Annotated in this window: 21 protein-coding genes; 11 read left to right on the top strand and 10 right to left on the bottom strand. The window is 73.5% G+C overall.

Annotated elements, in window-relative coordinates:
- Positions 1 to 122: 122 nt before the first annotated feature.
- The 4 genes from ACFVST_RS09740 to ACFVST_RS09725 all read left to right on the top strand — a co-directional run bounded on the left by ACFVST_RS09740 (position 123) and on the right by ACFVST_RS09725 (position 5,488).
- Entirely contained in the window at positions 123 to 1,781 is a 1,659-nt protein-coding gene (locus ACFVST_RS09740; RefSeq protein WP_390148620.1) for an alkaline phosphatase D family protein, read from the top strand.
- Positions 1,782 to 2,070: 289 nt separating this feature from the next.
- Positions 2,071 to 3,285, top strand: coding sequence for a multidrug effflux MFS transporter (locus tag ACFVST_RS09735; protein ID WP_390148766.1), 1,215 nt, complete (start codon positions 2,071 to 2,073; stop codon positions 3,283 to 3,285).
- Complete coding sequence (locus tag ACFVST_RS09730; RefSeq protein ID WP_390148764.1) at positions 3,282 to 4,412, top strand: serine hydrolase domain-containing protein; 1,131 nt, start codon at positions 3,282 to 3,284, stop codon at positions 4,410 to 4,412. Before ACFVST_RS09735 ends, ACFVST_RS09730 begins: the two co-directional genes overlap by 4 nt.
- Before the next feature lie 59 nt (positions 4,413 to 4,471).
- Complete coding sequence (locus tag ACFVST_RS09725) at positions 4,472 to 5,488, top strand: small ribosomal subunit Rsm22 family protein (RefSeq protein ID WP_390148618.1); 1,017 nt, start codon at positions 4,472 to 4,474, stop codon at positions 5,486 to 5,488.
- A 7-nt stretch (positions 5,489 to 5,495) separates the two neighbouring features.
- Here the strand turns inward: ACFVST_RS09725 and ddaH are convergent, their stop codons facing one another.
- Positions 5,496 to 6,362, bottom strand: coding sequence for a dimethylargininase (gene ddaH, locus ACFVST_RS09720; RefSeq protein ID WP_390148616.1), 867 nt, complete (start codon positions 6,360 to 6,362; stop codon positions 5,496 to 5,498).
- Positions 6,363 to 6,556: 194 nt separating this feature from the next.
- On the opposite strand from ddaH, the gene ACFVST_RS09715 reads away from it, so the two are divergent.
- Entirely contained in the window at positions 6,557 to 7,183 is a 627-nt protein-coding gene (locus ACFVST_RS09715; protein ID WP_390148614.1) for a TetR/AcrR family transcriptional regulator, read from the top strand.
- 195 nt (positions 7,184 to 7,378) lie between these two features.
- Positions 7,379 to 8,101 (top strand): bifunctional DNA primase/polymerase, encoded by a 723-nt coding sequence (locus ACFVST_RS09710; protein WP_390148612.1) that lies wholly within the window; start codon positions 7,379 to 7,381, stop codon positions 8,099 to 8,101.
- 13 nt (positions 8,102 to 8,114) lie between these two features.
- Here ACFVST_RS09710 and ACFVST_RS09705 read toward each other — a convergent pair whose 3' ends face one another.
- The 5 genes from ACFVST_RS09705 to map all read right to left on the bottom strand — a co-directional run bounded on the left by ACFVST_RS09705 (position 8,115) and on the right by map (position 13,554).
- Entirely contained in the window at positions 8,115 to 9,158 is a 1,044-nt protein-coding gene (locus ACFVST_RS09705; RefSeq protein WP_390148611.1) for a hypothetical protein, read from the bottom strand.
- Complete coding sequence (gene efeU, locus ACFVST_RS09700) at positions 9,118 to 9,990, bottom strand: iron uptake transporter permease EfeU (RefSeq protein ID WP_390148609.1); 873 nt, start codon at positions 9,988 to 9,990, stop codon at positions 9,118 to 9,120. Before efeU ends, ACFVST_RS09705 begins: the two co-directional genes overlap by 41 nt.
- Before the next feature lie 54 nt (positions 9,991 to 10,044).
- Positions 10,045 to 11,331 (bottom strand): iron uptake transporter deferrochelatase/peroxidase subunit, encoded by a 1,287-nt coding sequence (gene efeB / locus ACFVST_RS09695; RefSeq protein ID WP_390148607.1) that lies wholly within the window; start codon positions 11,329 to 11,331, stop codon positions 10,045 to 10,047.
- Positions 11,332 to 11,360: 29 nt separating this feature from the next.
- Complete coding sequence (efeO, locus tag ACFVST_RS09690) at positions 11,361 to 12,515, bottom strand: iron uptake system protein EfeO (RefSeq protein WP_390148605.1); 1,155 nt, start codon at positions 12,513 to 12,515, stop codon at positions 11,361 to 11,363.
- 181 nt (positions 12,516 to 12,696) lie between these two features.
- Positions 12,697 to 13,554 carry a type I methionyl aminopeptidase gene (map, locus tag ACFVST_RS09685; protein WP_390148603.1) on the bottom strand — a complete coding sequence of 286 codons (858 nt, stop codon included), beginning with the start codon at positions 13,552 to 13,554 and terminating at the stop codon, positions 12,697 to 12,699.
- A gap of 98 nt (positions 13,555 to 13,652) precedes the next feature.
- Between map and ACFVST_RS09680 the strand changes: the two genes are divergently transcribed.
- The gene (locus tag ACFVST_RS09680) at positions 13,653 to 13,907 is read left to right on the top strand and encodes a hypothetical protein (RefSeq protein ID WP_390148602.1); all 255 of its coding nucleotides are present in this window, start codon (positions 13,653 to 13,655) and stop codon (positions 13,905 to 13,907) included.
- A 19-nt stretch (positions 13,908 to 13,926) separates the two neighbouring features.
- Here ACFVST_RS09680 and ACFVST_RS09675 read toward each other — a convergent pair whose 3' ends face one another.
- Positions 13,927 to 14,526: a hypothetical protein gene (locus tag ACFVST_RS09675; protein ID WP_390148600.1), complete on the bottom strand. Its 600-nt coding sequence runs from the start codon at positions 14,524 to 14,526 to the stop codon at positions 13,927 to 13,929.
- 102 nt (positions 14,527 to 14,628) lie between these two features.
- Here ACFVST_RS09675 and npdG point away from each other — a divergent pair, with 102 nt between their 5' ends.
- Genes npdG through ACFVST_RS09655 form a run of 4 tightly spaced genes read left to right on the top strand, consistent with a single transcriptional unit; the run spans position 14,629 to position 19,834 of the window.
- Entirely contained in the window at positions 14,629 to 15,345 is a 717-nt protein-coding gene (npdG, locus tag ACFVST_RS09670) for an NADPH-dependent F420 reductase (protein WP_390148598.1), read from the top strand.
- Between the two features lie 37 nt (positions 15,346 to 15,382).
- Positions 15,383 to 15,676: a hypothetical protein gene (locus ACFVST_RS09665; protein ID WP_390148596.1), complete on the top strand. Its 294-nt coding sequence runs from the start codon at positions 15,383 to 15,385 to the stop codon at positions 15,674 to 15,676.
- A 41-nt stretch (positions 15,677 to 15,717) separates the two neighbouring features.
- Entirely contained in the window at positions 15,718 to 16,518 is an 801-nt protein-coding gene (locus ACFVST_RS09660; protein WP_390148595.1) for a site-2 protease family protein, read from the top strand.
- A 43-nt stretch (positions 16,519 to 16,561) separates the two neighbouring features.
- Positions 16,562 to 19,834 carry a BTAD domain-containing putative transcriptional regulator gene (locus ACFVST_RS09655; protein ID WP_390148593.1) on the top strand — a complete coding sequence of 1,091 codons (3,273 nt, stop codon included), beginning with the start codon at positions 16,562 to 16,564 and terminating at the stop codon, positions 19,832 to 19,834.
- Between the two features lie 30 nt (positions 19,835 to 19,864).
- On the opposite strand, the gene ACFVST_RS09650 is transcribed toward ACFVST_RS09655, so the two are convergent.
- The 3 genes from ACFVST_RS09650 to panB all read right to left on the bottom strand — a co-directional run bounded on the left by ACFVST_RS09650 (position 19,865) and on the right by panB (position 22,715).
- On the bottom strand, positions 19,865 to 20,662 hold the full coding sequence (locus ACFVST_RS09650) for an ABC transporter permease (protein WP_390148762.1): 798 nt from the start codon (positions 20,660 to 20,662) through the stop codon (positions 19,865 to 19,867).
- 71 nt (positions 20,663 to 20,733) lie between these two features.
- Positions 20,734 to 21,756: an ATP-binding cassette domain-containing protein gene (locus ACFVST_RS09645; RefSeq protein WP_390148591.1), complete on the bottom strand. Its 1,023-nt coding sequence runs from the start codon at positions 21,754 to 21,756 to the stop codon at positions 20,734 to 20,736.
- 86 nt (positions 21,757 to 21,842) lie between these two features.
- Positions 21,843 to 22,715 (bottom strand): 3-methyl-2-oxobutanoate hydroxymethyltransferase, encoded by an 873-nt coding sequence (panB, locus tag ACFVST_RS09640; RefSeq protein WP_390148589.1) that lies wholly within the window; start codon positions 22,713 to 22,715, stop codon positions 21,843 to 21,845.
- Positions 22,716 to 23,076 lie beyond the last annotated feature (361 nt).

The following is a 23,076-nucleotide window of genomic DNA, read 5'->3' as shown; positions in this document are numbered from 1 at the left end:
GCTGTTGTGTACGTGACAGCAGTGCGTCGTCGCAGGTCGTCGCGGTGCCGCTCGCCACAATCGCCGCGGGAGGGCGCCCGCTGGGGGAGGGCCCGACGACATCCGAGGCAGGACACACCACGATGCAGCACGCCCGCGAACAGCGCGCCGCCGCCCGCCGGATGACCCGGGACCTGCCGGAGGCGCCGGGGCTGCCCGCGCTCGGCCGCCGCCGGTTCCTCGGCGCGACCGGTGCCGCCGCCGCGCTCGCCTTCGCCACCGGGCTGCCGGCCACCGGCACCGCGGCCGCCGCCGAACTCGACGCCCGCCGTATCGCCACGGACCCCTTCACCCTCGGTGTGGCCTCCGGCGACCCGCACCCCGGCTCGGTCCTGCTGTGGACGAGGCTGGCCCCAGAGCCGTACGAACCGGACAGCGGGCTGCCGGGGGAGCGGGTGGACGTGGAGTGGGAGCTGGCCGACGACGAGGCCTTCCGCCGGGTGGTGCGCCGCGGCACCGCCACCGCCCACCCCGAGTACCACCACTCCGTCCATGTCGAGGTGGACCGGCTGGACGCCGGGCGGGTCTACTACTACCGCTTCCGCACCGGGAGTTGGACCAGTCGCACCGGCCGAACCCGCACCGCGCCGGCCACCGGCGCCGGACCCGGCTCCCTCACCTTCGCCGCGGTCTCCTGCCAGGCCTACCACCAGGGCTACTTCACCGCCCACCGGCACCTCGCCGAGGAGGACGTGGACCTCGTCTTCCACCTCGGCGACTACCTCTACGAGTACGCGGTGGACGCCGAGGGTGGTGCCCGCCGGTACACCGACCGCCGGCTGCCCGCCGTCTTCGACCGGGAGGCCGTCTCGCTGACGGACTACCGGCTGCGCTACGCCCTGTACAAGACCGACCCGGACCTGCTCGCCGCGCACGCCGCGCACCCCTTCGCCGTCATCTGGGACGACCACGAGACGGAGAACAACTACGCCGGTGACACCGATGAACACGGCACGCCCGCCGAGGAGTTCCTGCTGCGCCGCGCCGCCGCCTACCGCGCCTACTGGGAGAACCAGCCACTGCGCACCGCCCAGCGCCCGGAGGGTCCCGACGCCCAGCTCTACCGGCGGCTGCACTGGGGCGACCTGGCGCAGTTCGACCTCCTCGACACCCGCCAGTACCGCTCCGACCAGGCCTACGGCGACCGGGCGCATGTGCCGGGGCCGGAGAGCGGGGCCGCGACGCGCACCATGACCGGGGCCGCGCAGGAGCGGTGGCTGCTCGACGGCTGGCGGGACTCGACGGCGCTGTGGAACGTGGTGCCGCAGCAAGTCTGCTTCTCCCAGCGGAAGTTCGACCCGGACGATCCCTCCCGGGTCAGCATGGACGCCTGGGACGGCTACCCCGCCTCCCGGGCCCGCATCCTGGCCGGCGCCGAGTCCGCCCACCTCGCCAACCTGATGGTGCTCAGCGGCGACGTCCATGTGCACTACGCCTTCGACATCAAGCAGGACTTCGACGACCCCGGCTCCCGCACCCTCGGTACGGAGATCGTCACCACCTCGATCAGCAGCGGCGGGAACGGCACCCGCAGACCGCCCACCTGGGACGCGTACACCAGGGCCAATCCGCATCTGAGGTTCTTCGACGGGCGGCGCGGCTATGTGCGGGTGGCGCTCGGCCGGGAGCTGGCGCGGGCCGACTTCCGCACCGTGGACGCGGTCACCACCCCCGGGGCGCCGATCGCCACCGCGGCCTCCTTCGTCACCCACGCGGGCACCCCCGGCCTCGAACCGGCCTGAGCCGCCCCCCGTCCGTCCCCGCCCTGACCGGCACCTCCGCCGAGCTGAGACCATGGGGTCCGGCCGACCGAGGGGAGGGACCATGTCCGAGTGTGACCGCACCACGCGGGCCGGCGGGCGAGCGGACGGTACGCGAGCGGACGGTACGCGGGCCGGGGACGCGCTTCACGACGGGGCATCGCACGACGGGGCGCCGTACGGTGGCGCGGGTCCGGAGGTGTCGCCCGGGGCCGCCCGGGCCCGGCGGACCGGTCTGCTCGTCACGCTCGTCCTCGGCGGGCTCACCGCCATGCCGCCGCTGTCCATGGACATGTATCTGCCGGCGCTGCCGCAGGTGACCGGCTCGCTGGGCGCGCCCGCCGCGACCGTGCAACTCACGCTCACCGCCTGCCTCGCGGGGATGGCGCTCGGGCAGCTCGCCGTCGGCCCGATGAGCGACCGATGGGGCCGCAGGCGCCCGCTGCTCATCGGGCTGCTGGTGTATGTCGTGGCCACCGCAGCCTGCGCCTTCGCCCCCGGCGTCGGACTGCTCGTCGCCTTCCGGCTGGCGCAGGGGCTGGCCGGTGCCGCCGGGATCGTCATCGCCCGTGCCGTCGTCCGCGACCTCTATGACGGGGTGCAGATGGCGCGGTTCTTCTCCACCCTGATGCTGATCTCCGGTGTCGCCCCGGTCGTCGCGCCGCTCATCGGCGGGCAGGTGCTGCGGGTCACCGACTGGCGGGGCGTCTTCTTCGTCCTCACCGGTGTCGGGGTCCTGCTCACGGCGGTCGTCTTCCTGCGGCTTCCGGAGACGCTCGGGCCGGAGCGGCGGCACGCGGGCGGGGTCGGTACGGCGCTGCGCACCATGCGGGGGCTGCTCGCCGACCGCGTCTTCACCGGCTACACCCTGGCCGGCGGCTGCGCCTTCGCCGCGCTGTTCGCGTACATCAGCGCGAGCCCCTTCGTCGTTCAGGACATTTACGGCGCATCGCCGCAAACCTTCTCGCTGCTCTTCGGGGCCAACTCGATCGGGATGGTCATCGTCGGGCAGATCAACGGCAAGCTGCTGGTCGGCCGGGTCAGCCTGGACAAGGCGCTCGGGGTCGGGCTCACGCTGATAGCGCTCGCCGCCGCCGCACTGCTGGTGATGACCAGCGGCGTCTTCGGCCGGGTCGGTCTGGCCCCCGTCGCGGTGGCGCTGTTCGTGCTGATGGCCGCGATGGGTCTGGCCATGCCCAACACCAATGCGCTCGCCCTGCTCCGCACCCCGCACGCCGCCGGGTCCGCCTCCGCCCTCATCGGCACCTTCTCCTTCCTCATCGGGGCGGTGGCCTCGCCGCTGGTCGGTATCGCCGGTGAGCACACCGCCGTACCGATGGCCGTGGTGCAACTGGCGGGCGCGCTGCTCGCGCTCGGCTGCTTCCTCGGTCTGTGCCGGCCCTGGCGCAACGGCCCCGGGCCCGGACTCGGCACCGAGGCGCCCGCCGCTGCGGTGCCCCGCCCCGCGAAGGGAGTGGACCGCTGAGCACTCCGCGCCTGCGCCGCGCCACCCCGGACCGCGCCGGACTCGACCCGGACGCTCTCGCCCAACTGGTGTGCGGCGTAAGGGCGTTGCACCGCGGGCCGCGGCCCTGGTGTGCGGGCAGTGTGGTCCTCGCGGGCCGCGGTCCCGTGATCGCCGTCGAGGAGGCCGCCGGGTGGGCGCTGCGCTACGCCGCCCACGACCCGGAGACCGGCAGCGGCGTCGAACTGCCCCGGGAGCAGTGGCAGCCCATGCGCCCCGGCACCCCCTTCGACCTGGCGTCCCTCACCAAGCTCTTCACCGCGATCACCGCCGTGCAGCAACTGGAGCGCGGCACCCTCGGCATCGACGCCCCCGTCGGCGCCTATCTGCCGGACTTCCACGCCGCCGACCGGCACCGCGTCACCGTCCGCCAGCTCCTCACCCACACCTCCGGCCTGCCGCCCGAGATCCCCCTGTACGAACTGCCCACCCCCGCCGACCGGTTGGCCGCCCTGCGAGCCCAGGAGCCCGTCGGCCCGCCCGGCGTCCACCTCTACTCGGATCTCAATCCGCTGCTCCTCCAGCACCTGCTGGAACGCCTCACCCGCCGCCCCCTCGACGTACTGGTGCGGGAGGGCATCACCCGGCCCCTGGGGATGACCGCCACCGGCTTCGGCCGCCGGCCCGGCGCCGCGGCCACCGAGGACCAGCGGCGCCCCTGGGCCAAGGTGGACCGCGGGCTGCTGCGCGGGGAGGTGCACGACGAGAACGCCTGGGCGCTGGGCGGGGTCGCCGGGCACGCCGGGCTGTTCTCCACCGCGGGCGACCTCGCGGTGCTCTGCCGCACCCTGCTCTCCGGCGGCGCCTACGGCACGGCCCGTATCCTCGGCACCGACTTCACCGAGCTGCTGCTGCGTCCGCCGGGGCTGGGCTTCCTCGTCGACCAGCCTTGGTTCATGGGGGAGTTGGCGGGGCGCGGGGCCGCCGGGCACACCGGGTTCACCGGCACCTCGCTGGTCCTGGACCGCGCCACCGACACCTTCCTGGTCCTGCTCGCCAACACCGTCCACCCGCGGCGCCCCGAGGGCGGAGCCAGCAGCGAGCCCCGCGCCCGCGCCGCCACCCACCTGGCCCGCGCGGTGCGCTGACCGGTACGGCAACCGGCCGCCGGTACGGGCGGGTCCGGCGCCGGCCCTACGATTGCCGGGTGAACGGGAGTGCTGCCGCCGGGTCGGCGTTGCGTGAGGTACTGGACGGGGCGCTGGACGGGGTGCCGCCGCGGCAGGCGGCCGCCGCCGTGGAGCGGCTGATCGCCAGCTACCGCGGCCGCACCCCCACCGCCGTCCCCGTCCTGCGGGACCGCGCCGATGTGGTGGCCTACGCCGCGTACCGGATGCCCGCCACCTTCGAGGCGGTACGCGCCGCGCTGGCCGCGCTCGCCGAGGCGGCGCCGCCCGGCTGGGCCCCGGCCGGGCAGGTGGACGTGGGCGGGGGGACCGGTGCGGCGATCTGGGCGGCGACCGCCGTCTGGGGCGGCGGCCGGCCGGTGACCGTACTGGACTGGGCCGAGCCCGCACTCGCGCTGGGGCGGGAACTGGCCGCGGAACACCCGCAGTTGAGGGACACCGAGTGGCGCCGCACCCGGATCGGAGCAGCGCTCTCCATCGAGAGCACCGCTCTCGTCACGGTGTCGTACGTCCTGGGGGAACTGACCGCGGAGGGGCGGCAGCAGGTCGTCGACGCGGCGGCGGACGCGGCGCCCGCGGTGGTGATCGTGGAACCGGGCACCCCCGAGGGCTACGCCCGGGTACGGGAAGCCCGCACCCGGCTGCTGGCGGCCGGGTTCCGGATCGCCGCGCCCTGCCCCCACGACGGGGCCTGCCCCATCGCGCCCGGCGCCGACTGGTGCCACTTCTCCGCCCGCGTCAGCCGCTCCTCCCTGCACCGCAGGGTCAAGGGCGGCTCCCTCGCGTACGAGGACGAGAAGTTCAGCTATGTGGCCGCGGTACGGCCGGAGTTGTTCACCCCGCGGCCCGCGGCCGCCCGGATCACCAGGCGGCCGCAGATCCGCAAGGGCCAGGTCCTGCTGGAGCTGTGCGCCGCGGACGGCACCCTGGGCGGCGCCACCGTCACCAAACGGCACGGCACCGCCTACCGCGCCGCCCGCGACACCGGGTGGGGCGACCCCTGGCCGCCCGCCCCACCCGCCGGAGACCCCGGCTAGGCAGGGTCTAGTCCGTCCGCAGCTCCAGGGTGCAGCACTTGACGCTGCCGCCGCCCTTGAGCAGTTCACCCAGGTCGACGCCGAGCGGTTCGAAGCCGCGTTCCCGCAGCGGTTCGAAGAGGCCCAGCGCGGCCTGCGGCAGCAGCACGTTCCGCCCGTCCGACACCGCGTTCAGGCCGAACGCCGCCGCGTCCGCCGCGTCGACCTCCAGCGCGTCGGGGAAGAGCTGCCGCAGTACCGCCCTGCTGCCCGGGGAGAAGGCCGCCGGGTGGTACATCACCTCGTCCCCCGCCTCGTCCAGGACGGCCAGCGCGGTGTCCAGGTGGTAGTAGCGCGGGTCGACCAGTTCGAGCCCGATCACCGGCCGGCCGAAGAACTCCTGAGCCTCCCCGTGCGAGAGGGGACTGGCCCGGAAGCCGCGGCCGGCCAGTACATAGGAGGCGGTGACGGCGAAGTCCCCCTCGCCCTCGTTGACCTCCAGCGGTTCACGGATCTCGCCGTAGCCGTGGGTCCGGAACCACTCAAGGTGGGCCGCGGCCTCCGCGGCCCGCTCAGGATGGGCGAAACGGGCGCCGAGGACCCGGCCGCCGATCACCGTCGCCCCGTTCGCCGCGAACACCATGTCGGGCAGTCCGGGCAGCGGGGTCAGCTCCTCGACGGTGTGGCCGAGGGAGCGGTAGCGGTCACGCAGTACTTCCCACTGGGCGAGTGCCAGCGGCACATCGACCGGTTTGCTGGGATCCATCCAGGGGTTGATGGAGTACGTGACCTTGAAGTGTGCCGGTGGGCACATCAGATAACGCCGGGGTGTGGCGTGACGGGACTCACGAAGCAACGAGGGCTCCTCACGTACCGCAGGGACAGGTGAGCCCATGGTGGGGCCCGGCGGCCCGCCGTGCCCACGGTTCCGCGAGAAGCGATCGGGGGGTTCTGGAATCGCCGGACGCCGCAGGTCACCGGAATCCCACCCTCCGCGCTACGGCGAGGAAAACGGGGGCCGGAACCGGGGTCGGAGCCGGGTCGGAGACGGGGCGTCTCGCCTGATGGGGTGCGCGGTAGATTCGCGGCATGTCCCAGAAGCAGGCCGAAGCCAAGGCACCCGACTCCACCCGGCGCAGCCAGCGCTCCCGCCGCGCCATCTACGCCGCCGCGCTGGCCCTCGTCGCCGAGAACGGCTACCAGCGCACCACCATCGAGGGCATCGCCGCCCGGGCCGGCGTGGGCAAGCAGACCATCTACCGCTGGTGGTCCTCCAAGGCCGACGTACTCCTGGAGGCCTTCCTCGATCTCGCGGAGCAGACCGCGCAGGCGGCCGGCGGGCAGTCCGACACCTTCCCCGACACCGGGGACCTCGCCGCCGACCTCAAGTTCGTCCTGCGGGCCACCGTCGACGAACTGCTCGACCCCGCCTTCGACGCACCCACCCGGGCCCTCGCCGCCGAGGGCGTGGTCGACGAGCGGCTCGGCCGCGAGTTCGTCGCCGCCCTCCTCGAACCGCAGCTCCAGCTCTATGTGGAACGGCTGCGCGGCGCCCAGCAGACCGGGCAGCTCCGCGGCGACGTCGACCCGAGGATCGCCCTGGAGCTGTTCGTCTCCCCGCTCGCCCAGCGCTGGCTCCAGCACACCGGCCCCCTCACCCACGCCTACGCCGAGACCCTGGTCGACTACGCCCTGTACGGCCTGGTCCCCCGCTGACCTGGTGCGGGCTGGCTCTGCGCCCCTCCTGAGCGCCCGCGCACACCGGCCGGGGACCCCGGATACGCGGGCCGCCCACGCCGGGAGCAGGATGGTGGGACCATGGAACCTCGCACGGGGCGACGGCCCGGCCGTCGGCCAAGGGCACGGCGATACGGTACGGCGACATCGGTGAAGGCGAAGGCGAGGGGTTAGATGGGCGCAGAGTTCGGTCACCGGTCCGGTGGTCGGGGCAGGTTCGCGCAGTGGATGCGCCGCCGCCCCCGGGACACCGCGGACGCACCGGACCGTGAGGCGCTGCTGCTCGCCGCGGCCGCCGCGGGGCTCCCGCTGTCGCCCGCCGCCCACCCCAGCGGCTACCGCTGCTCCTGCGACCGCGTCGGCTGCCCCACCCCGGCCCGGCATCCGGTCTCCTTCGCCTGGCAGACTCAGTCCACCACCGACCGCTCCCAGATCGAGCGCTGGGCCCGGCACCAGCCCGAGGCCAACTTCATCACCGCCACCGGCATGGTCCACGATGTGCTGGACGTACCCGTCGAGGCCGGGCGGGAGGCGCTGCGGCGGCTGCTGGAGGCGGGCGTGGAGGTCGGCCCGGTCGCCGAGTCGGGGGACGGGCGGTGGCTGTTCTTCACCCTGACCCGCGGTACGCCCGAGGACGAGGACGAGTGGTGGCCCTGCGAGCTGGACTGCCACCCCGAGACCATGGACGAGCACCCGGGCCTGCGCTGGCACTGCCGCGGCAGCTATGTGCTGGTCCCGCCGTCCCGACTCCCCGCGGAACTGGGCGAGTTGACCTGGGTGCGCGGCCCGGAGCAGCCGCTGCCCGATCCGCTGACGCTGCTCGCGGTGCTGACCGACGAGTGCGCCCGGGTCACCGGCGGCGAGCCGGTGCCGCTGGCCTGGCCGCTGCGCGGCTGACCGCCGCGGCGCCCTACTCGCCCTTCGCGGAGACGACTCCCTGGAGGCGGCTGAGCAGCCTCACCGCGGCCGGGTCGGCGCCCCGCCGTGGGGTGAGCGCCGCCTGTCCCGCGATCCGCTCCATGGTGAGGGACTGCTTGGGCTCGCCCTTCATCAGCGCCCGCACGTCCTTGTCCACGGTGAGGTCGAGTCCGCGGGCCGCGGTCTGCTTCTCGTAGTGGCGGCTGCTGAAGAAGACCAGGGCGCCGCCGTCCTCGGTGCGCAGCGCCAGCGGGGCGTAGCCGCCGTCGCCGAGCGGGGCGTCGAGGTACTGGGTGGCCTTCCCGGGCCGGGACGCGTTCTTCTCGCGCTGCTCGCGCCACTGCGAGGTGCCGGGTCCTGGCGCGAAACCGTCCCCGCCGTCCGCCAGATAACCGGTGTAGGCGCGGCTCAACTTGCCCGGGGCGACGGCCAGTTCACCGCTGTCCGCGGGGACCGCCTCGGCCAGCCCGTCCTTGCCGGTACGGAAGCGGGGCACCTTGGCCTTCGCCAGCACCGACAGATAGGTGGCGCGCCACTCGGCGTCCGGGCCGCTGCGGGTGAAGGCCAGCAGCCAGCTCACATCGCGCTGCGCGTCGCCGTCCCGGCCGGTGTCCGGATGGGCCTCCGCCACGAAGAACTTCGGCCAGCCCGCCGTCCTCGGGATGGTGTACCGGGCGCCGGTCAGCTTCAGGTCGACGTGGTCCGGGTTCCCGTCGGGGTGGTTGGTGTGCTTGGCGCGCAGCCCGGCCTGGTTGATCGCGCCCAGCGGCCCCGCCACCCGCCCCGCGTCCAGCTTCGGGTCGTACGCCTGGTCCGCCTTGTTGTAGGCGGTGGTGAACGCGGTGAGGGCGCGGGCCGCCTCGCCCTTCGTGGCGGACGGCACCCTCTCCCGCTCGCCGTGCACGGTGACGCAGCCGCTCGCGGCCAGCGCCAGTACGGTCACCGCCGCGGCGGCCGCCCCCGCCCGGCGCGGCCTGCGACCGCTCTCCGCCGGGTCAACGGGCCTGCGCCTGCGCGGAGTCGCTCGCTTGTGCATCGGTTCCCTTCACCTTCGGCTTCCCGGGGCCGAACCCTACCGGGGAGAGGAAGAGGGCGAGTGTCAGGACCAGGTACAGCGCCCACACCGCGACCTGGACGACGGTGGGATCGGGCTGGAAGTTGAAGACGCCCTTGAGGAGGGTGCCGTACCAACTGTCCGGTGGGATGGTGCCGCTGATGTCGAAGGCGAGGTTCCGCAGACCGGGCACCCAGCCGGCCTCCTGGAGGTCGTGGACGCCGTAGGCGAGGACACCGGCGGCGACGATGACGAGCATCCCGCCGGTCCAGGTGAAGAACTTCGCCAGGTTGATCCGCAGCGCGCCGCGGTAGAAGAGCCAGCCCAGCACCACCGCGGTGGCCAGGCCGAGCAGCACCCCGATCAGCGGGCCGTGGGTGCCGTCGTTGGAGGCGCGGACCGAGGCCCACACGAACAGCGCCGTCTCCAGGCCCTCCCGGCCCACCGCGAGGAAGGCGGTGGCGACCAGGGCCGCGGTGCCCATCTGGAGCGCCGCGTCCAGCCTGCCGGTCAGCTCCTGCTTCAGGTGCCGGGCGGTACGCCGCATCCAGAACACCATCCACGTGACCAGGCCGACCGCGACGATCGACAGGGAGCCGCCCAGGGCCTCCTGCGCCTCGAAGGTCAACTCCTGGGAGCCGAAGGTCAGCGCGCAGCCGAAGCCGAACGCCAGCAGCACCGCCACCGCGATACCCGCCCACACCGGCCGCAGCGCGTCCCGCCGCCCGGTCTTCACCAGGTACGCGATGAGGATGCACACCACCAGGCTCGCTTCGAGCCCCTCGCGCAGACCGATCAGGTAGTTGCCGAACATGCTGTGTGTCCGCCCTTCCTCAAGCCCGTTCCCGAGCTGTACTCAAGCCCGTTCTCAGCGCTGCTCGAACAGTGCGCGGCCCCACCAGTCGTCCTTGCCGCGGACGCCGGGCGGGACCGCGAAGACCGCGGAACCCACGTGCTGGATGTACTCGTTGAGCGCGTCGTGCCGCGCCAGCCTGCGCTGCACCGGAATGAACCCGGTCCGCGGATCGCGCTGGTACGCGAGGAAGAACAGGCCCGCGTCCAGCCGGCCGAGGCCGTCGGTGCCGTCGGTGAAGGAGTAGCCGCGGCGCAGGATGGTCGCCCCGTCGTTGGTGTCCGGGTGGGCGAGCCGCACATGCGCGTCCGGCTTCATCGCCTTCAGGAACGGCTCGTCGTGCTCCTTGGACCGGCCGACGGGCGCGCCCTCGCCCTTGTCCCGGCCGAAGACGTCCTCCTGCTCCTGGAGGGAGGCCCGGTCCCAGGTCTCGACGTTCATCCGGATCCGGCGGGCCACCAGATAGGAGCCGCCGGTCAGCCAGTCCTGGCCGTCCTTTGCGCCGACCCACACATGCTTGTCCAGCCGCGCGGTGTCGGTGCCGTCGATGTTGCGGGTGCCGTCCTTGAAGCCGAGGAGGTTACGGGGCGTCTGGGCGCCCGGGGTGGTGGACGACGTTTTGCCGAAGCCCAGTTGGGACCAGCGGACGGCGACCCGGCCGAAGCCGATCCGGGCCAGATTGCGGATGGCGTGCACCGCGACCTGCGGATCGTCGGCACAGGCCTGGACGCACAGGTCGCCGCCGCTGCGGGCCTTCTCCAGGTTGTCCCCGGGGAACTTGGGCAGCTCCGCCAGCGCCTCCGGCCGGCGCCCGGCGAGCCGCTCGCCGAACTTCTCGAAGAGGGAGGGGCCGAAGCCGATGGTGAGGGTCAGCCGGGACGGCTTCAGCCCGAGGGCCTCGCCGGTGTCGTCGGGCGGGGCCTCGGCGAGCCCGCCGAAGGCGCCGTCGCCCACCGCGTGACCGGCCGTCATCCGGGCGGCGGCCCGCGTCCACTCCTTCAGCAGGTCCGCGAAGGCGTCCGCGTCGTCCGTCTTCAGGTCGAACGCCGCGAAGTGCAGCCGGTCCTGGACGGCGGTGGCGATACCGGCCTGGTGCGGCCCGTGGAACGCCACCTCGCCACCGGCACCGGCATGGGCCTCGGACTCCCCGGACTGCGCGACGGCCACCGCGCCGCCGGCGGCCGCGGCGCCCACCGCGAGCCCCGCGCCGCCCCAGCCCAGCAGGGTGCGCCGGGACGGCTTGTGCCCCGCCGCAGCCGCCGGTTCCCCGGACTCGGGCTCGCCGGACTGCTGTTCAGCCATGGGTTCCTCTCCCACCGGTCCCTCCCCGCTCACTTCGCGACGGCCGCGGCCAGCTTGGACAGCGGCTCGGCCAGCGCGTTGACCGCGTCCGACAGTTCCTTGCGGTCCGCCTTGCCGACCTTGTCGTAGGAGGTGAACTCATAGGAGTCGGAGCCGCCGGTGCGGTAGCCGTCGAGGAGCTTCTGCAGGGCGGCGAACTGCTTGTCCAACTCCTTGGTGAGTGCCGGGTCGTGCTTCGCCGCCACCGGCTTCAGCAGCTCGTACGCCTTCTTCGCGCCCTCCACATTGCCCTGGAAGTCGACCAGGTCGGTGTGGGCGTAGCGGTCCTCCTCGCCGGTGACCTTGCCGGTGGCGACCTCGTCCAGCAGCTCCTTGGCGCCGTTGGCCATGGAGGTGGGGGTGATCTCGGCCTTGCCGACGCGCTTCTGCCAGTCCACCAGGTCGGTGTGGAGCCGCCCGGCGAGCTTCTTCTCGGTGGCGCCGATCCTCTGGTCGTGCCAGAGGGACTTCTCCAGGCGGTGCCAGCCGGTCCAGTCGGTCTTCGGGTCCTGGCCGTCCTCCAGACCGTCCTCGCGGACGTCCACCTTCGGGTCGATGTCACCGAAGGACTCGGCCACCGGCTCGGTCCGCTCCCAGCCGAGGCGGGACGGCGCGTACGCCTTCTTCGCCGCCGCCAGATCGCCCTTCTCCACGGCGTCGGTGAAGACCTTGACCTTGGGCAGCGTCTGGTCGGCCTGCTCCTGCACATAGGCGCGGTAGTCGGCCACGGCCTGGTCGAGCTTCGGGTCGCGCTCGGTGGTCTTGCCGTCGCCGGTCACGGTCAGCTTCTGCCGGACGCCGTGGCCCTTCATGCCGGGCCGGCAGGCGATCTCGTAGTCACCGGCCTTCACTTCGGCGGTCAGCGTGTAGGTGGTGCCGGGGCCGATGTTCTCCTTCTCGGAGACGATCCGGTCGTCCGGGAAGAGGATCTCGACCTCGGTGGCCTTGGCGCCCTTGTTCTCGATGTCCAGGCTGATCCGGCCGGCCGGGGCCTCCTTGGTGGAGGTCTCGCAGGTGGAGTCCGCGGCGGTCACCTTGATGGCGTCGCCGTTCTTCGCGTCGCTCTTCTGAGTGCAGCCCGTGACGGAGGCCAGAGCAGCCGCGGTGGCGGCGGCGGTGACGACGGTGAGTCTGACGGCTCGCATACGGGCTCTCCAGGACGGATTCGAGGGCGGGTTGGCGTTGCCGCCCGACCGGTACAGCGGAACTGAGGCTGACCTAACTTAACCTAGCCTTACCTGTCCTGCCGCACCCCTACCCGTGATTCCGCTCTCACTCGGCGCCGTACGCGCTCGCCCGCCGCCCGGACTCCGAAGTCCCCACGGCTCAGGGGAGGGTGAGGATCTCCGCGCCGGATTCGGTGACCAGCAGCGTGTGCTCGAACTGGGCGGTGCGCCTGCGGTCCTTGGTGACCACCGTCCAGCCGTCGTCCCACATGTCGTAGTCGTGGCTGCCCAGGGTCAGCATCGGCTCGATGGTGAAGGTCATGCCGGGGCGGATCACGGTGGTGGCGTGCGGGCTGTCGTAGTGCGGGATGATCAGGCCGGAGTGGAACGAGCTGTTGATGCCGTGCCCGGTGAAGTCCCGCACCACGCCGTAGCCGAAGCGCGCCGCGTAGGACTCGATGACCCGGCCGATCACATTGATCTGCCGGCCCGGCTTCACCGCCTTGATCGCGCGGCTCAGCGACTCCCGGGTGCGCTCCACCAGCAGCCGGGACTCCTCGTCGACGTCCCCGACGAGATAGGTGGCGTTGTTGTCGCCGTGCACCCCGCCGATGAACGCCGTCACGTCCAGGTTGACGATGTCGCCGTCGTTCAGCACCGTCGAGTCGGGGATGCCGTGGCAGATGACCTCGTTGACCGAGGTGCAGAGCGACTTGGGGAAACCGCGGTAGCCCAGCGTCGACGGGTAGGCGCCGTGGTCGCACATATAGGTGTGCGCGATCCGGTCCAGGGTGTCCGTGGTGACGCCCGGCGCGATCGCCTTCGCCGCCTCCTCCATCGCCCGCGCGGCGATACGGCCCGCGATCCGCATCCGCTCGACGGTCTCCGCGTCCTGCACCTCGGGCCCGGTGTACGGGGTGGGCGCGGGACGCCCGACGTACTCCGGGCGCGGAATGCTCTTGGGCACGGAACGGGTGGGGGACAGCTCCCCTGGTACGAGCAGCGACTGGCCAGACATACCGGTGAGTCTAACCAGCCGGGTTGGGGCACGATGGCGGCGTAGGCGGGTACCGCTGGGTACCCGGAACCGTGCGGTCTGGGAGCGAGGTGGCGGTCATGGCGCTGTTCAAGAGGCGGACGGTCGGGAAGCCGGGCGAGTGGTTCTACTGCCTGGAGCACAAAAAGGTCGAGGAGGGGCCGGAGTGCCCCAACAAGGACCGCTTCGGTCCCTACGGCTCCCGTGCGGAGGCCCAGCACGCCATGGACACGGCACGCGAACGCAACCTGGAGTGGGAGACCGACCCCCGCTGGCACGACACCCCGGCCGACGCGGACGAGCAGCCGGACGACGGGAGCCGGCCGGGGGCGTAGGCGATGCCGCGGCGGGCCGTCACCACTGGTCCGGGGGCGGGGCCGTCAGATGGTCGGCGAGGCGGGAGAGGCGGTCGCGGAAGGTGCGGCGGCCACGCGGCGTGGGGAGCACGTTCTCCCCGGCGGCGGCGCTGACCAGGTGCTGCACCGTGTCCAGGTCGAGTTGCGGGCCGTCCGGCAGGGCCAGCGCCTCGTGCGCCAGCGCCGCCAACTCCCGGCCGCCGGCCAGCGCCAGTACCGTCGCCCCGGCCCGCCGTGCGTCATGGATCCGCTCCAGCAGACCGGCCCGCGGCTCCTCCTCGGCCACGACCAGCAGCGTCTCCCCGCGGTGCGCCGCCTCGATCCGGCCGAGGCCCACCGTCAGATGCGCCGGGTCGCCGGGCCGCACCCGGTGCCGTACCAGGGTCGGCGCCAGCTCCGGTGTCCCCGACCAGGCGGCCTCCTCGACCAGGTGGGCCGCCAGGTGCCAGGGCTCGTACTCCTCGGTGCCGACCAGCAGCAGTCCGCCGCCGTGCGGTACCACCGAGGAGCGCAGGGCGCCCGCGAAGCAGCGGGTGGCGCCCAGCCACTCCGTCCCCGCCAGCACCTCGCGCAGCAGAGCCACCCGTACCGCGTCCATGGCGCCGCATCCTGCCCCAACCTCCGCACGGAGAAAGGGCTTTCGGTCGTATTACGCCCGTATGGGGCGGGCTGCGCCAGGGGCAGCGCATAGGGTCGGCCCATGACTACCCCGGAATCCTCCGCAGCGAAGACGTCCGACCGGCCCGCCCGCGACCCCTGGGAGCTGCCCGATGTGTCGGGGCTGGTGGTGGGCGTCCTCGGCGGCACCGGCGACCAGGGGCGGGGCCTCGCCTACCGGTTCGCCCGCGCCGGCCAGCAGGTGGTCATCGGCTCCCGGGTCGAGGAGCGTGCCCTCGCCGCGGCGGGGGAGCTGGGCCACGGTGTGCGGGGCGCGGAGAACGCCGAGTGCGCCCGGCTGAGCGATGTGGTGATCGTGGCCGTGCCGTGGGAGGGGCACGCCAGGACGCTGGAGGCGCTGGCCGGGGATCTGGCGGGGAAGCTGGTCGTGGACTGCGTCAATCCGCTGGGCTTCGACAAGAAGGGCGCCTACGCGCTGAAGCCGGAGGAGGGCAGCGCGGCCGAGCAGGCCGCCGTACTGCTGCCCGAGTCGCGGGTCACGGCCGCCTTCCACCACCTCTCCGCCGTACTGCTCCAGGACCCGGAGGTGGAGCGGATCGACACCGATGTGCTGGTGCTGGGCGAGTCCCGGGCCGACACCGATGTGGTGCAGGCGCTCGCCGCCCGTATCCCCGGGATGCGGGGCGTCTTCGCGGGCCGGCTGCGGGGCGCCCACCAGGTGGAGTCCCTGGTCGCCAACCTGATCTCGGTCAACCGCCGTTACAAGGCGCACGCCGGACTGCGCGTCACCGACGTCTGACGTCCGAGCGGCGCCCGCGGCGGGGCGGGCGCCCGCCATGGGGGACACTGGACGGCGGACCACGACCGACCTCCGCCGTCCGATCCGGCCGCGGCCGGACGGCGGCCCACCTCCGAGACCTCCCGGACAGGAGCCGACGCCCATGCCCCGCCTCGCCCGCTACGCCCTCGCCGTCTGCGTGCTCGCCGTCGCCGCCGCCGTGGTCTCCTTCGTCCAGGGCGTCTGGCTCGTCGGCGTCCTCTGGGTCCTGCTGGCCGGCCTCTCCTCCAACATGACCTGGTACTGCGTACGGCGGGCCCGCGCCGCCGGCAGCCCGGCCCCCACCGCCTGAGCCACCGCCCACCGCCGCCGCGCACCCGGGAGCACACCGCGATGACCACCGCCACCGCCCGCAGCGGCGACCGCAGGATCAGCCCCGTCTTCCTCGGGATCGCGGCCGTCACCGCCGTCGCCGGCTGGGCGGTCTGGACCGGCTTCGCGGACAACCCGGGCATCGCCGTCTTCCTCTTCGTCACCGGCGCCTGGATCGTCTCCCTCTGCCTCCACGAGTACGCCCACGCCCGCACCGCCCTGCACAGCGGGGACATCTCCGTCGGCGCCAAGGGCTATCTCACGCTCAACCCGCTGAAGTACACCCACGCCCTGCTGAGCATCGTGCTGCCGGTGCTGTTCGTGATCATGGGCGGGATCGGGCTGCCCGGCGGCGCCGTCTTCATCGAACGCGGCCGGATCCGGGGCCGCTGGCGGCACAGCCTGATCTCCGCGGCCGGGCCGCTGACCAACGTCCTCTTCGCCGTCGTCTGCACCGCGCCCTACTGGCTCGGCGCCCTCGACGGCGTCCCGGGCACCTTCCGCTTCGCCCTCGCCTTCCTCGCCCTGCTCCAGGTCACCGCCGCCCTCCTCAACCTGCTGCCGATCCCGGGCCTGGACGGCTACGGCATCATCGAGCCCTGGCTCTCCCACGGCATCCGCCGCCAGGTCGAGCCCTTCGCGCCGTTCGGCCTGCTCGCCGTCTTCGCGCTGCTGTGGATCCCCGAACTCAACGGCTGGTTCTTCGACTTGGCCGACACCGTCCTCCGCGGCCTCGGCATCGACGGCTACGAGACCTTCCTGGGCCGCCACCTGTACCGCTTCTGGGAGGGCAGCCCCGATCTGTCCCGACTCGGGCTGTGAACCGCCCGTCCCCACCCGGCGGGGGACCGGGGACAATGGGCGGGTGCGTTACCGGATTCTCGGCACCACCGAAGTGCACCGCCCGGACGGTACGGCCGTCCCGCTCGGCGGCCCGCGGCTGCGTGCCCTGCTGACGGTGCTGGTGCTGCGGGCCGGACGGACCGTGCCGATGCCGCTGCTGGTGGACGAGGTGTGGGGCGCCGGTCCGCCCGCCGACGCGGCCGGGGCGGTGCAGGCCCTGGTGGGGCGGCTGCGGCGGGCCGTCGGGGCGCAGGCGGTGCTCGCGGCGGACGGCGGCTACAAGCTGGCGGCGGACGCGGACGACGTGGACCTCTACCGCTTCGAGCGGCTGGCCGCCGACGGGGCCCGCGCCCTGGACGACGGCGACCCGGGCAAGGCCACCGCACTCCTGGACGACGCCCTCGCGCTGTGGCGGGGCCCGGTACTCGCCGATCTGCCGGACCGGGAGCCGGCGGCGGCCCGCTGGGAGGCCCGGCAACTCGACGCCCGGCGCACCCGGTTGGCCGCGGTACTCGCCCTGGGCCGGGCCGAGGAGGCGCTGCCGGAACTGGCGGCGCTCTCCGACGCCCACCCGCTGGACGAGGCCCTGCACGAGCTGCGGCTGCGCGCCCTGCGCGACGCGGGCCGCCCCGCCGAGGCCCTGGCCGCCTACGAGGAGGTGCGGCGCACCCTCGGTGAACTGCTCGGCACCGCCCCCGGCCCCCGGCTGCGCGCCCTGCACACCGCGCTCCTCGACTCGCCCGCCGCCCCCGAGCCCGTACCGCCGGTGCCGGAGGCGGTCGCCGTGTACGGGAACCTGCCGGCCCGGCTCACCTCGTTCGTGGGGCGGGAGGAGGATCTCCAGGCCGTCCGGGACCGGCTGCGGCGGGCGCGTCTGGTGACCCTGCTGGGGCCGGGCGGCGCGGGCAAGACCCGGCTGTCGCAGGAGGCCGCCGAAGGGCTCGGGGACATCGCCCCGGACGGGGTGTGGCTGGCCGAACTCGCCCCCGTGGACGACCCGGAGACGGTGCCGGAGGCGGTCGTGGAGGCGCTCGGCGCCCGCGAGACCGTGCTGCGCGGTACCGGGGCCGAGGAACTGCGGAGCGCCGCCGAGCACCATGACGACCCGCTGACCCGCCTCATCGAGCACTGCGCGCCCCGCAGGATGCTGCTGCTGCTCGACAACTGCGAGCATCTGGTGGGCGCCGCCGCCCACTTGGCGGCCCGGCTGCTGGAGCGGTGCCCCGAGCTCACCGTCCTCGCCACCAGCCGTGAGCCGCTGGGGGTGCCCGGCGAGGTGCTGCACCCGGTGGAGCCGCTGCCGCAGCCCGTGGCGGAGCGGCTGCTCGCCGAACGGGGCGCCGCGGCCAGGGCCGGGTTCCGCGCCGAGGACGATCCGGCGGCGGTGGCGGAGATCTGCCGGCGCCTGGACGGGCTGCCGCTCGCCATCGAACTGGCCGCGGCCCGGCTGCGGTTGCTCACCCCGCGGCAGATCGCCGACCGGCTGGACGACCGCTTCCGGCTGCTCACCGGCGGCGCCCGTACCGTGCTGCCGCGCCAGCAGACCCTGCGTGCCGTGGTCGACTGGTCCTGGGAGCTGCTGGACGAGGAGGAGCGGACCGTGTTGCGGCGGCTCTCCGTCTTCGCCGGGGGCTGCGAGCTGCCGGCCGCGGAGGCGGTGTGCGGCGCGGGGGCTCTGGACGCGCTGGGCTCTCTGGTCGACAAGTCCCTTGTGGTGGCGGCCCCTTCGGGGGAGGACGGCCGGTCCGGGATGCGGTACCGGATGCTGGAGACCGTCGCCGAGTACGCCGGGGAGCGGCTGGACGAGGCGGGGGACCGGGCCGCGGCGGAACGCGCCCATCTGGTGCACTACCGGGAGTTGGCCCGCACCACCGACCCCCTGCTGCGAGGCCCCGGCCAGCGCGCCGCGCTCGCCCTGCTCGGCACCGAGTACGAGAACCTGCGCACCGCGCTGCGCCGGGCGGTCGCCGCCCGGGACGAGCAGGAGGTGCTCTGCCTGGTGCTGTCGCTGTGCTGGTACTGGCAGATCAAGGACCAGCGGCACGAGACCCGGATCTGGGCCCTGGAGGCCATGGCGCTCGGCCCCGACCCCTTCGCCCCCGGCGAGCCGCCCGCGGAGCCGGTGTACGAGCGGCCGGTGGACGCGCCGCCGCCGATGCGCCCGGAGCTGCTGGCGGAGGCACGGCGCGGGGTGCACATGGTCCATCTGGCCTGTATGGACCTGGAGTTGGGGAACTGGCGGGAGGAGGAGGCGCAGGCCAGGCTGCGGGCCATCGCCGCCGTCTACCGGCCCGGACTGCCGCAGACCTGCCGTAGTCCGGGCAACCTCTGCTTCTTCGCGGTGCTGATGACCGGGGGCGTCGACCGGGTGCGGGAGCTCATCGACACCACCGTCGACACCTGCCGGAAGCTGGACTACCGCTGGGAGTTGGCCGCCGCCCTCCAGATGCGCGGCAACATGCTGGCCAGCCGCGGCGACTGGACCGGCGACGGGGCGCGGGACGCCCAGGAGTCGCTGGAGATCTTCACCGAGCTGGGCGACGCCTGGGGCATGGCGGAGGCGCTCGCCGCCCGCGGCGAGGGCCATGAGCGGCGCGGCGCCTACGCCGAGGCCGCGGCCGACTACCGGGCGGCCCGGGACCACACGGAGCGGCTCGGTGCCCGCTCGCAGGCCGCGGTGCTCACCGTGCGGCTGGGCAACGTCCTGGCGGAGGACGGTCAGGACGAGGCCGGTGAGGCGCTGATGCGGCAGGTCGTCGCCACCGGCCTGCAGACCGCGAACGGGGCGATGCCCTCCGGGCGCCTCTTCCTCAGCATGTTGCTGGGCCGCACCGGCCGCACCGCCGAGGCCCGGGACCAACTCCGGCTGCTGCGCGAGGGGTTCGGCGCCGCCGGCTTCTCCGTCTTCGCCGGCCTCATCGCCGGGGTGGACGCCTGGCTGGACATCCTGGACGGCGAGTACACCGCGGGCCTGGCCACCGTTCGGGAGGCGCTGGGTCACGCGCAGGCGCCGATGGCCCGGGTGGTCGCCCCGCAGATGGCGTGGGTGCATCTGGCGACCGCGGCCATCGCCCTCGCCGAGGACGGCCAGGGCGCCCGCGCCGCCGACGCGGTACGGCTGCTGGGCTGCGCCGACGCCCTGCTCTCCGCGGACTGCGTCCCCAACCGGGTGGAGCGCGGGATGCGGCAGCAGGCGGAGGGGGCGGCCCGCGCCCGGCTGGACGAGGCCGACTACCGCACCGCCTACGCCGAAGGCGGCGGCCTCACCCTGGCGGAGGCCGTCGCCCTGCTGTGACGCGGCACCCTGGGCGGTGCCGCGGGGGTGTCAGGTCCGCTTGGCGTACTTGTAGATCGCGATCGGCGCCATGATCAGGGTCATGCCGGCGCTCCAGCTCAGCGTCACCCACAGGCCGTGGGCGATCTCGCCGCCCAGCATCAGACCGCGGGCCGCGTCGGCGAGGCCCGACAGCGGGTTGTAGTCGGCGAAGTTCTTCAGCCAGGACGGCATGGAGTCGGTCGGCGCGAAGATCGACGAGGCGAACTGCAGCGGCATGATCACCAGGAAGCCCATGGCCTGTACGGCCTGCCCGTTCTTCAGGGTCACACCGAGGGTCAGGAAGATCCACATGACGGAGAAGCTGAACAGCACCGTCAGGCCGAGGGCGGCGAACGTCCCCGTCCATGTGGTGATCTCGAAGCCGATGAGGACCGCGACGATCATCAGCATCGTGAGGGAGATCAGCAGGCGGATCAACTCCACCATGACCTTCGCGATCAGCACCGAGCTGCGTCCGATGGGCAGGGACCGGAAGCGGTCCATGATGCCCTTCTGGAAGTCCTCGTTGAACCCGGTGCCCACACCCATGGCCATGCCCATGCTCAGCATCGAGAGCATTCCCGGGATGGCGTACTGCACATACGCGTCCTGGCCGCCGCCGAGAGCCTGGCCGATGGAGCCGCCGAAGACGTAGACGAAGAGCAGGGTGAAGATGATCGGCATCGCGACCGCGTCGAACAGCGACTGCGGGTCCCCCTTGATCCACAGCAGATTGCGGCGGAGGAGGGCACCGGTGTGGCGCAGATGGCTGCGCAGGCCGATCCGGGGGTCGGCCTCGACCCTCATGACGGAGGCGGCAGCGAGGGGGGCGGCGTGCGGCGCTTCGTCCAGGGTGGCGCCGGGCTGCAGGTGGGCGCTCATACGGCGATCTCTTCCGGTGCGGGCCCGGCGTCCTCGGAGGCGGACGCCTTCTGGCCGGTGATGGACAGGAACACCTCGTCCAGGCTGGGCAGGGCGGTGGTGATGGAGGCGATGCTGACGCCCTGCCCGGTGGCCGCGCTGATCACCGTGGTGAGCTGCTCGTCGCTGACGATGGGGACGAGGACGGTGTCCGTCTCCGCGTCGACCTGGATGGAGCCGGGGCGGGCGACGTTCAGATAGTCGAGGGTGGCGGCGAGCGGGCGGACCTGGAGCGGATTGGACGGGCGGATGCGCACGGTGCGGCCGCCGACCCTCGCCTTCAGGTCCTCGATGGCGCCGCCCGCGATGACCCGGCCGCGGTCCACCACGGTCAGCTCGGACGCCAACTGCTCGGCCTCCTCCATGTACTGGGTGGTGAGCAGCACGGTCACCCCGTCCCGGACCATGTTCCTGACCTCCTCCCACACCTCGTTGCGGGTGCGGGGGTCGAGGCCGGTGGTGGGCTCGTCCAGGTACAGGATGTGCGGGCGGCCGATCAGCGACGCGGCGAGGTCGAGCCGCCGCCGCATACCGCCGGAGTACGCCGAGGCCAGCTTGCCGGCCGCCTCGGTCAGGGAGAACCGCTCCAGCAGCGCGTCGGCGCGGGCGCGGGCCTCCTTGCGGGACAGATCGAGCAGCCGGCCGATCATGTACAGGTTCTCCCAGCCGGAGAGCTTCTCGTCGACCGAGGCGTACTGGCCGGTCAGGCCGATCACGCGGCGCAGTTGACGGGGCTGGCGCACCGCGTCGTAGCCGGCGACGACGGCGGTGCCGGCGTCCGGCACGATCAGGGTGGAGAGGCAGCGCACCAGGGTGGTCTTGCCGGCGCCGTTCGGCCCGAGGACACCCATCACGGTGCCCTCGCGCACGTCCAGGTCCACACCGTCCAGGGCTTTGGTCTCGCCGTAGTGCTTGACCAGGCCCCGTACTGACACCGCGACGGACCCGCCGCCTCCGGGGTAGTTGCCGATTCGCGTCATGGCGACATCCTGGCAGGCGCCACCGACAGCCCGCCGACAAGCCGCCGACAGCGGCTCGCGGCGGGCCCGAGCGGGGTCAACTCAGGTCAGTGCACGGAGTGTTCCTCGGCCGGGAAGGTGCCGCCGACGACGTCCTCGGCGAAGGCGCGGGCCGCGTTCTCCATCACCCCGCGCACATCGGCGTACTTCTTGACGAAGCGCGGCACCCGGCCGTCGGTCAGGCCGAGCATGTCGGGGGCGACGAGGACCTGCGCGTCGCAGTCGGGGCCGGCGCCGATACCGATGGTCGGCACCTGGAGAGCGCGGGTGACCTCGGCGGCCAGCTCGGCCGGCACCAGTTCCAGCACCACCGAGAAGGCGCCCGCGTCCTGAACCGCCTTGGCGTCGCGGAGGAGTTGCTGAGCTGCCTCCTCGCCGCGGCCCTGCACCCGGTACCCCATCGTGTTGACGGACTGCGGGGTGAGACCGATGTGCGCCATCACCGGGATGCCGGACTCCACCAGCAGCTCGATCTGGCGGTGCGAGCGCTCGCCGCCCTCCAGCTTGACGGCGCCCACCCCGGCCTCCTTCACCAGCCGCAGCGCACTGCGCAGCGCCTGGGTGGGGCCTTCCTGGAACGAGCCGAAGGGCAGGTCGGCGACGATCAGGGGGCGGCGGGTGCCGCGGACCACGGCGGAGGAGAGCACCACCATCTCGTCGAGGGTGACGGGCACGGTGGTCTCGTACCCGAGGGCGCAGTTGCCCGCCGAGTCCCCGACGAGCAGGACGGGGATGCCGGCCTGGTCGAAGACGGAGGCGGTCATCGCGTCGTAGGCGGTGAGCATGGGCCACTTCTCGCCGCGCTCCTTGGCGTCGGTGAGGTCGCGCACGGTGATACGGCGGGAGGACTTGCCGCCGTACAGCGTCCTGCCGGCGGGGGCGCCGCCGGGGCCTGGCTGGGCAGCCGGATTCTGCGTCATCGCAACGTGCTCCTTCGTGTCATCTCAAGGCGCCTCGGTCGGCGTCCCCGGACTCCCGTCCATGGTGGCACCCGCCGCCCGGCTCTGCCAGAGGCGCAGCGCCGCCGCTGCCCACCCGGCCCGCCGCGCCCGCGCACTCCGGCCGCCACCCGCCCCCGCGCACTCGACCCGCCCCACGCCCGCACCACTCCCCACGCGCCCACCGGAACCGGTCCCACCGCGCACGCTCCCGCCGACCCCGACACCGCGTCCCCGTAAGGCTTTTGGCCCGTTCCCCCGCAGGACACCGGGCCCGCGTGCGCGGGGTGCGCCCGGGGCGGAGGGGTGCATTGTGCGGGTTTCGTCACAGAGCGTCGGGTGG

It is taken from the genome of Streptomyces sp. NPDC058045 (genome assembly GCF_042885635.1).
Taxonomy (GTDB): Bacteria; Actinomycetota; Actinomycetes; order Streptomycetales; family Streptomycetaceae; genus Streptomyces.
This window is presented reverse-complemented; position numbering and strand designations above follow the sequence as displayed.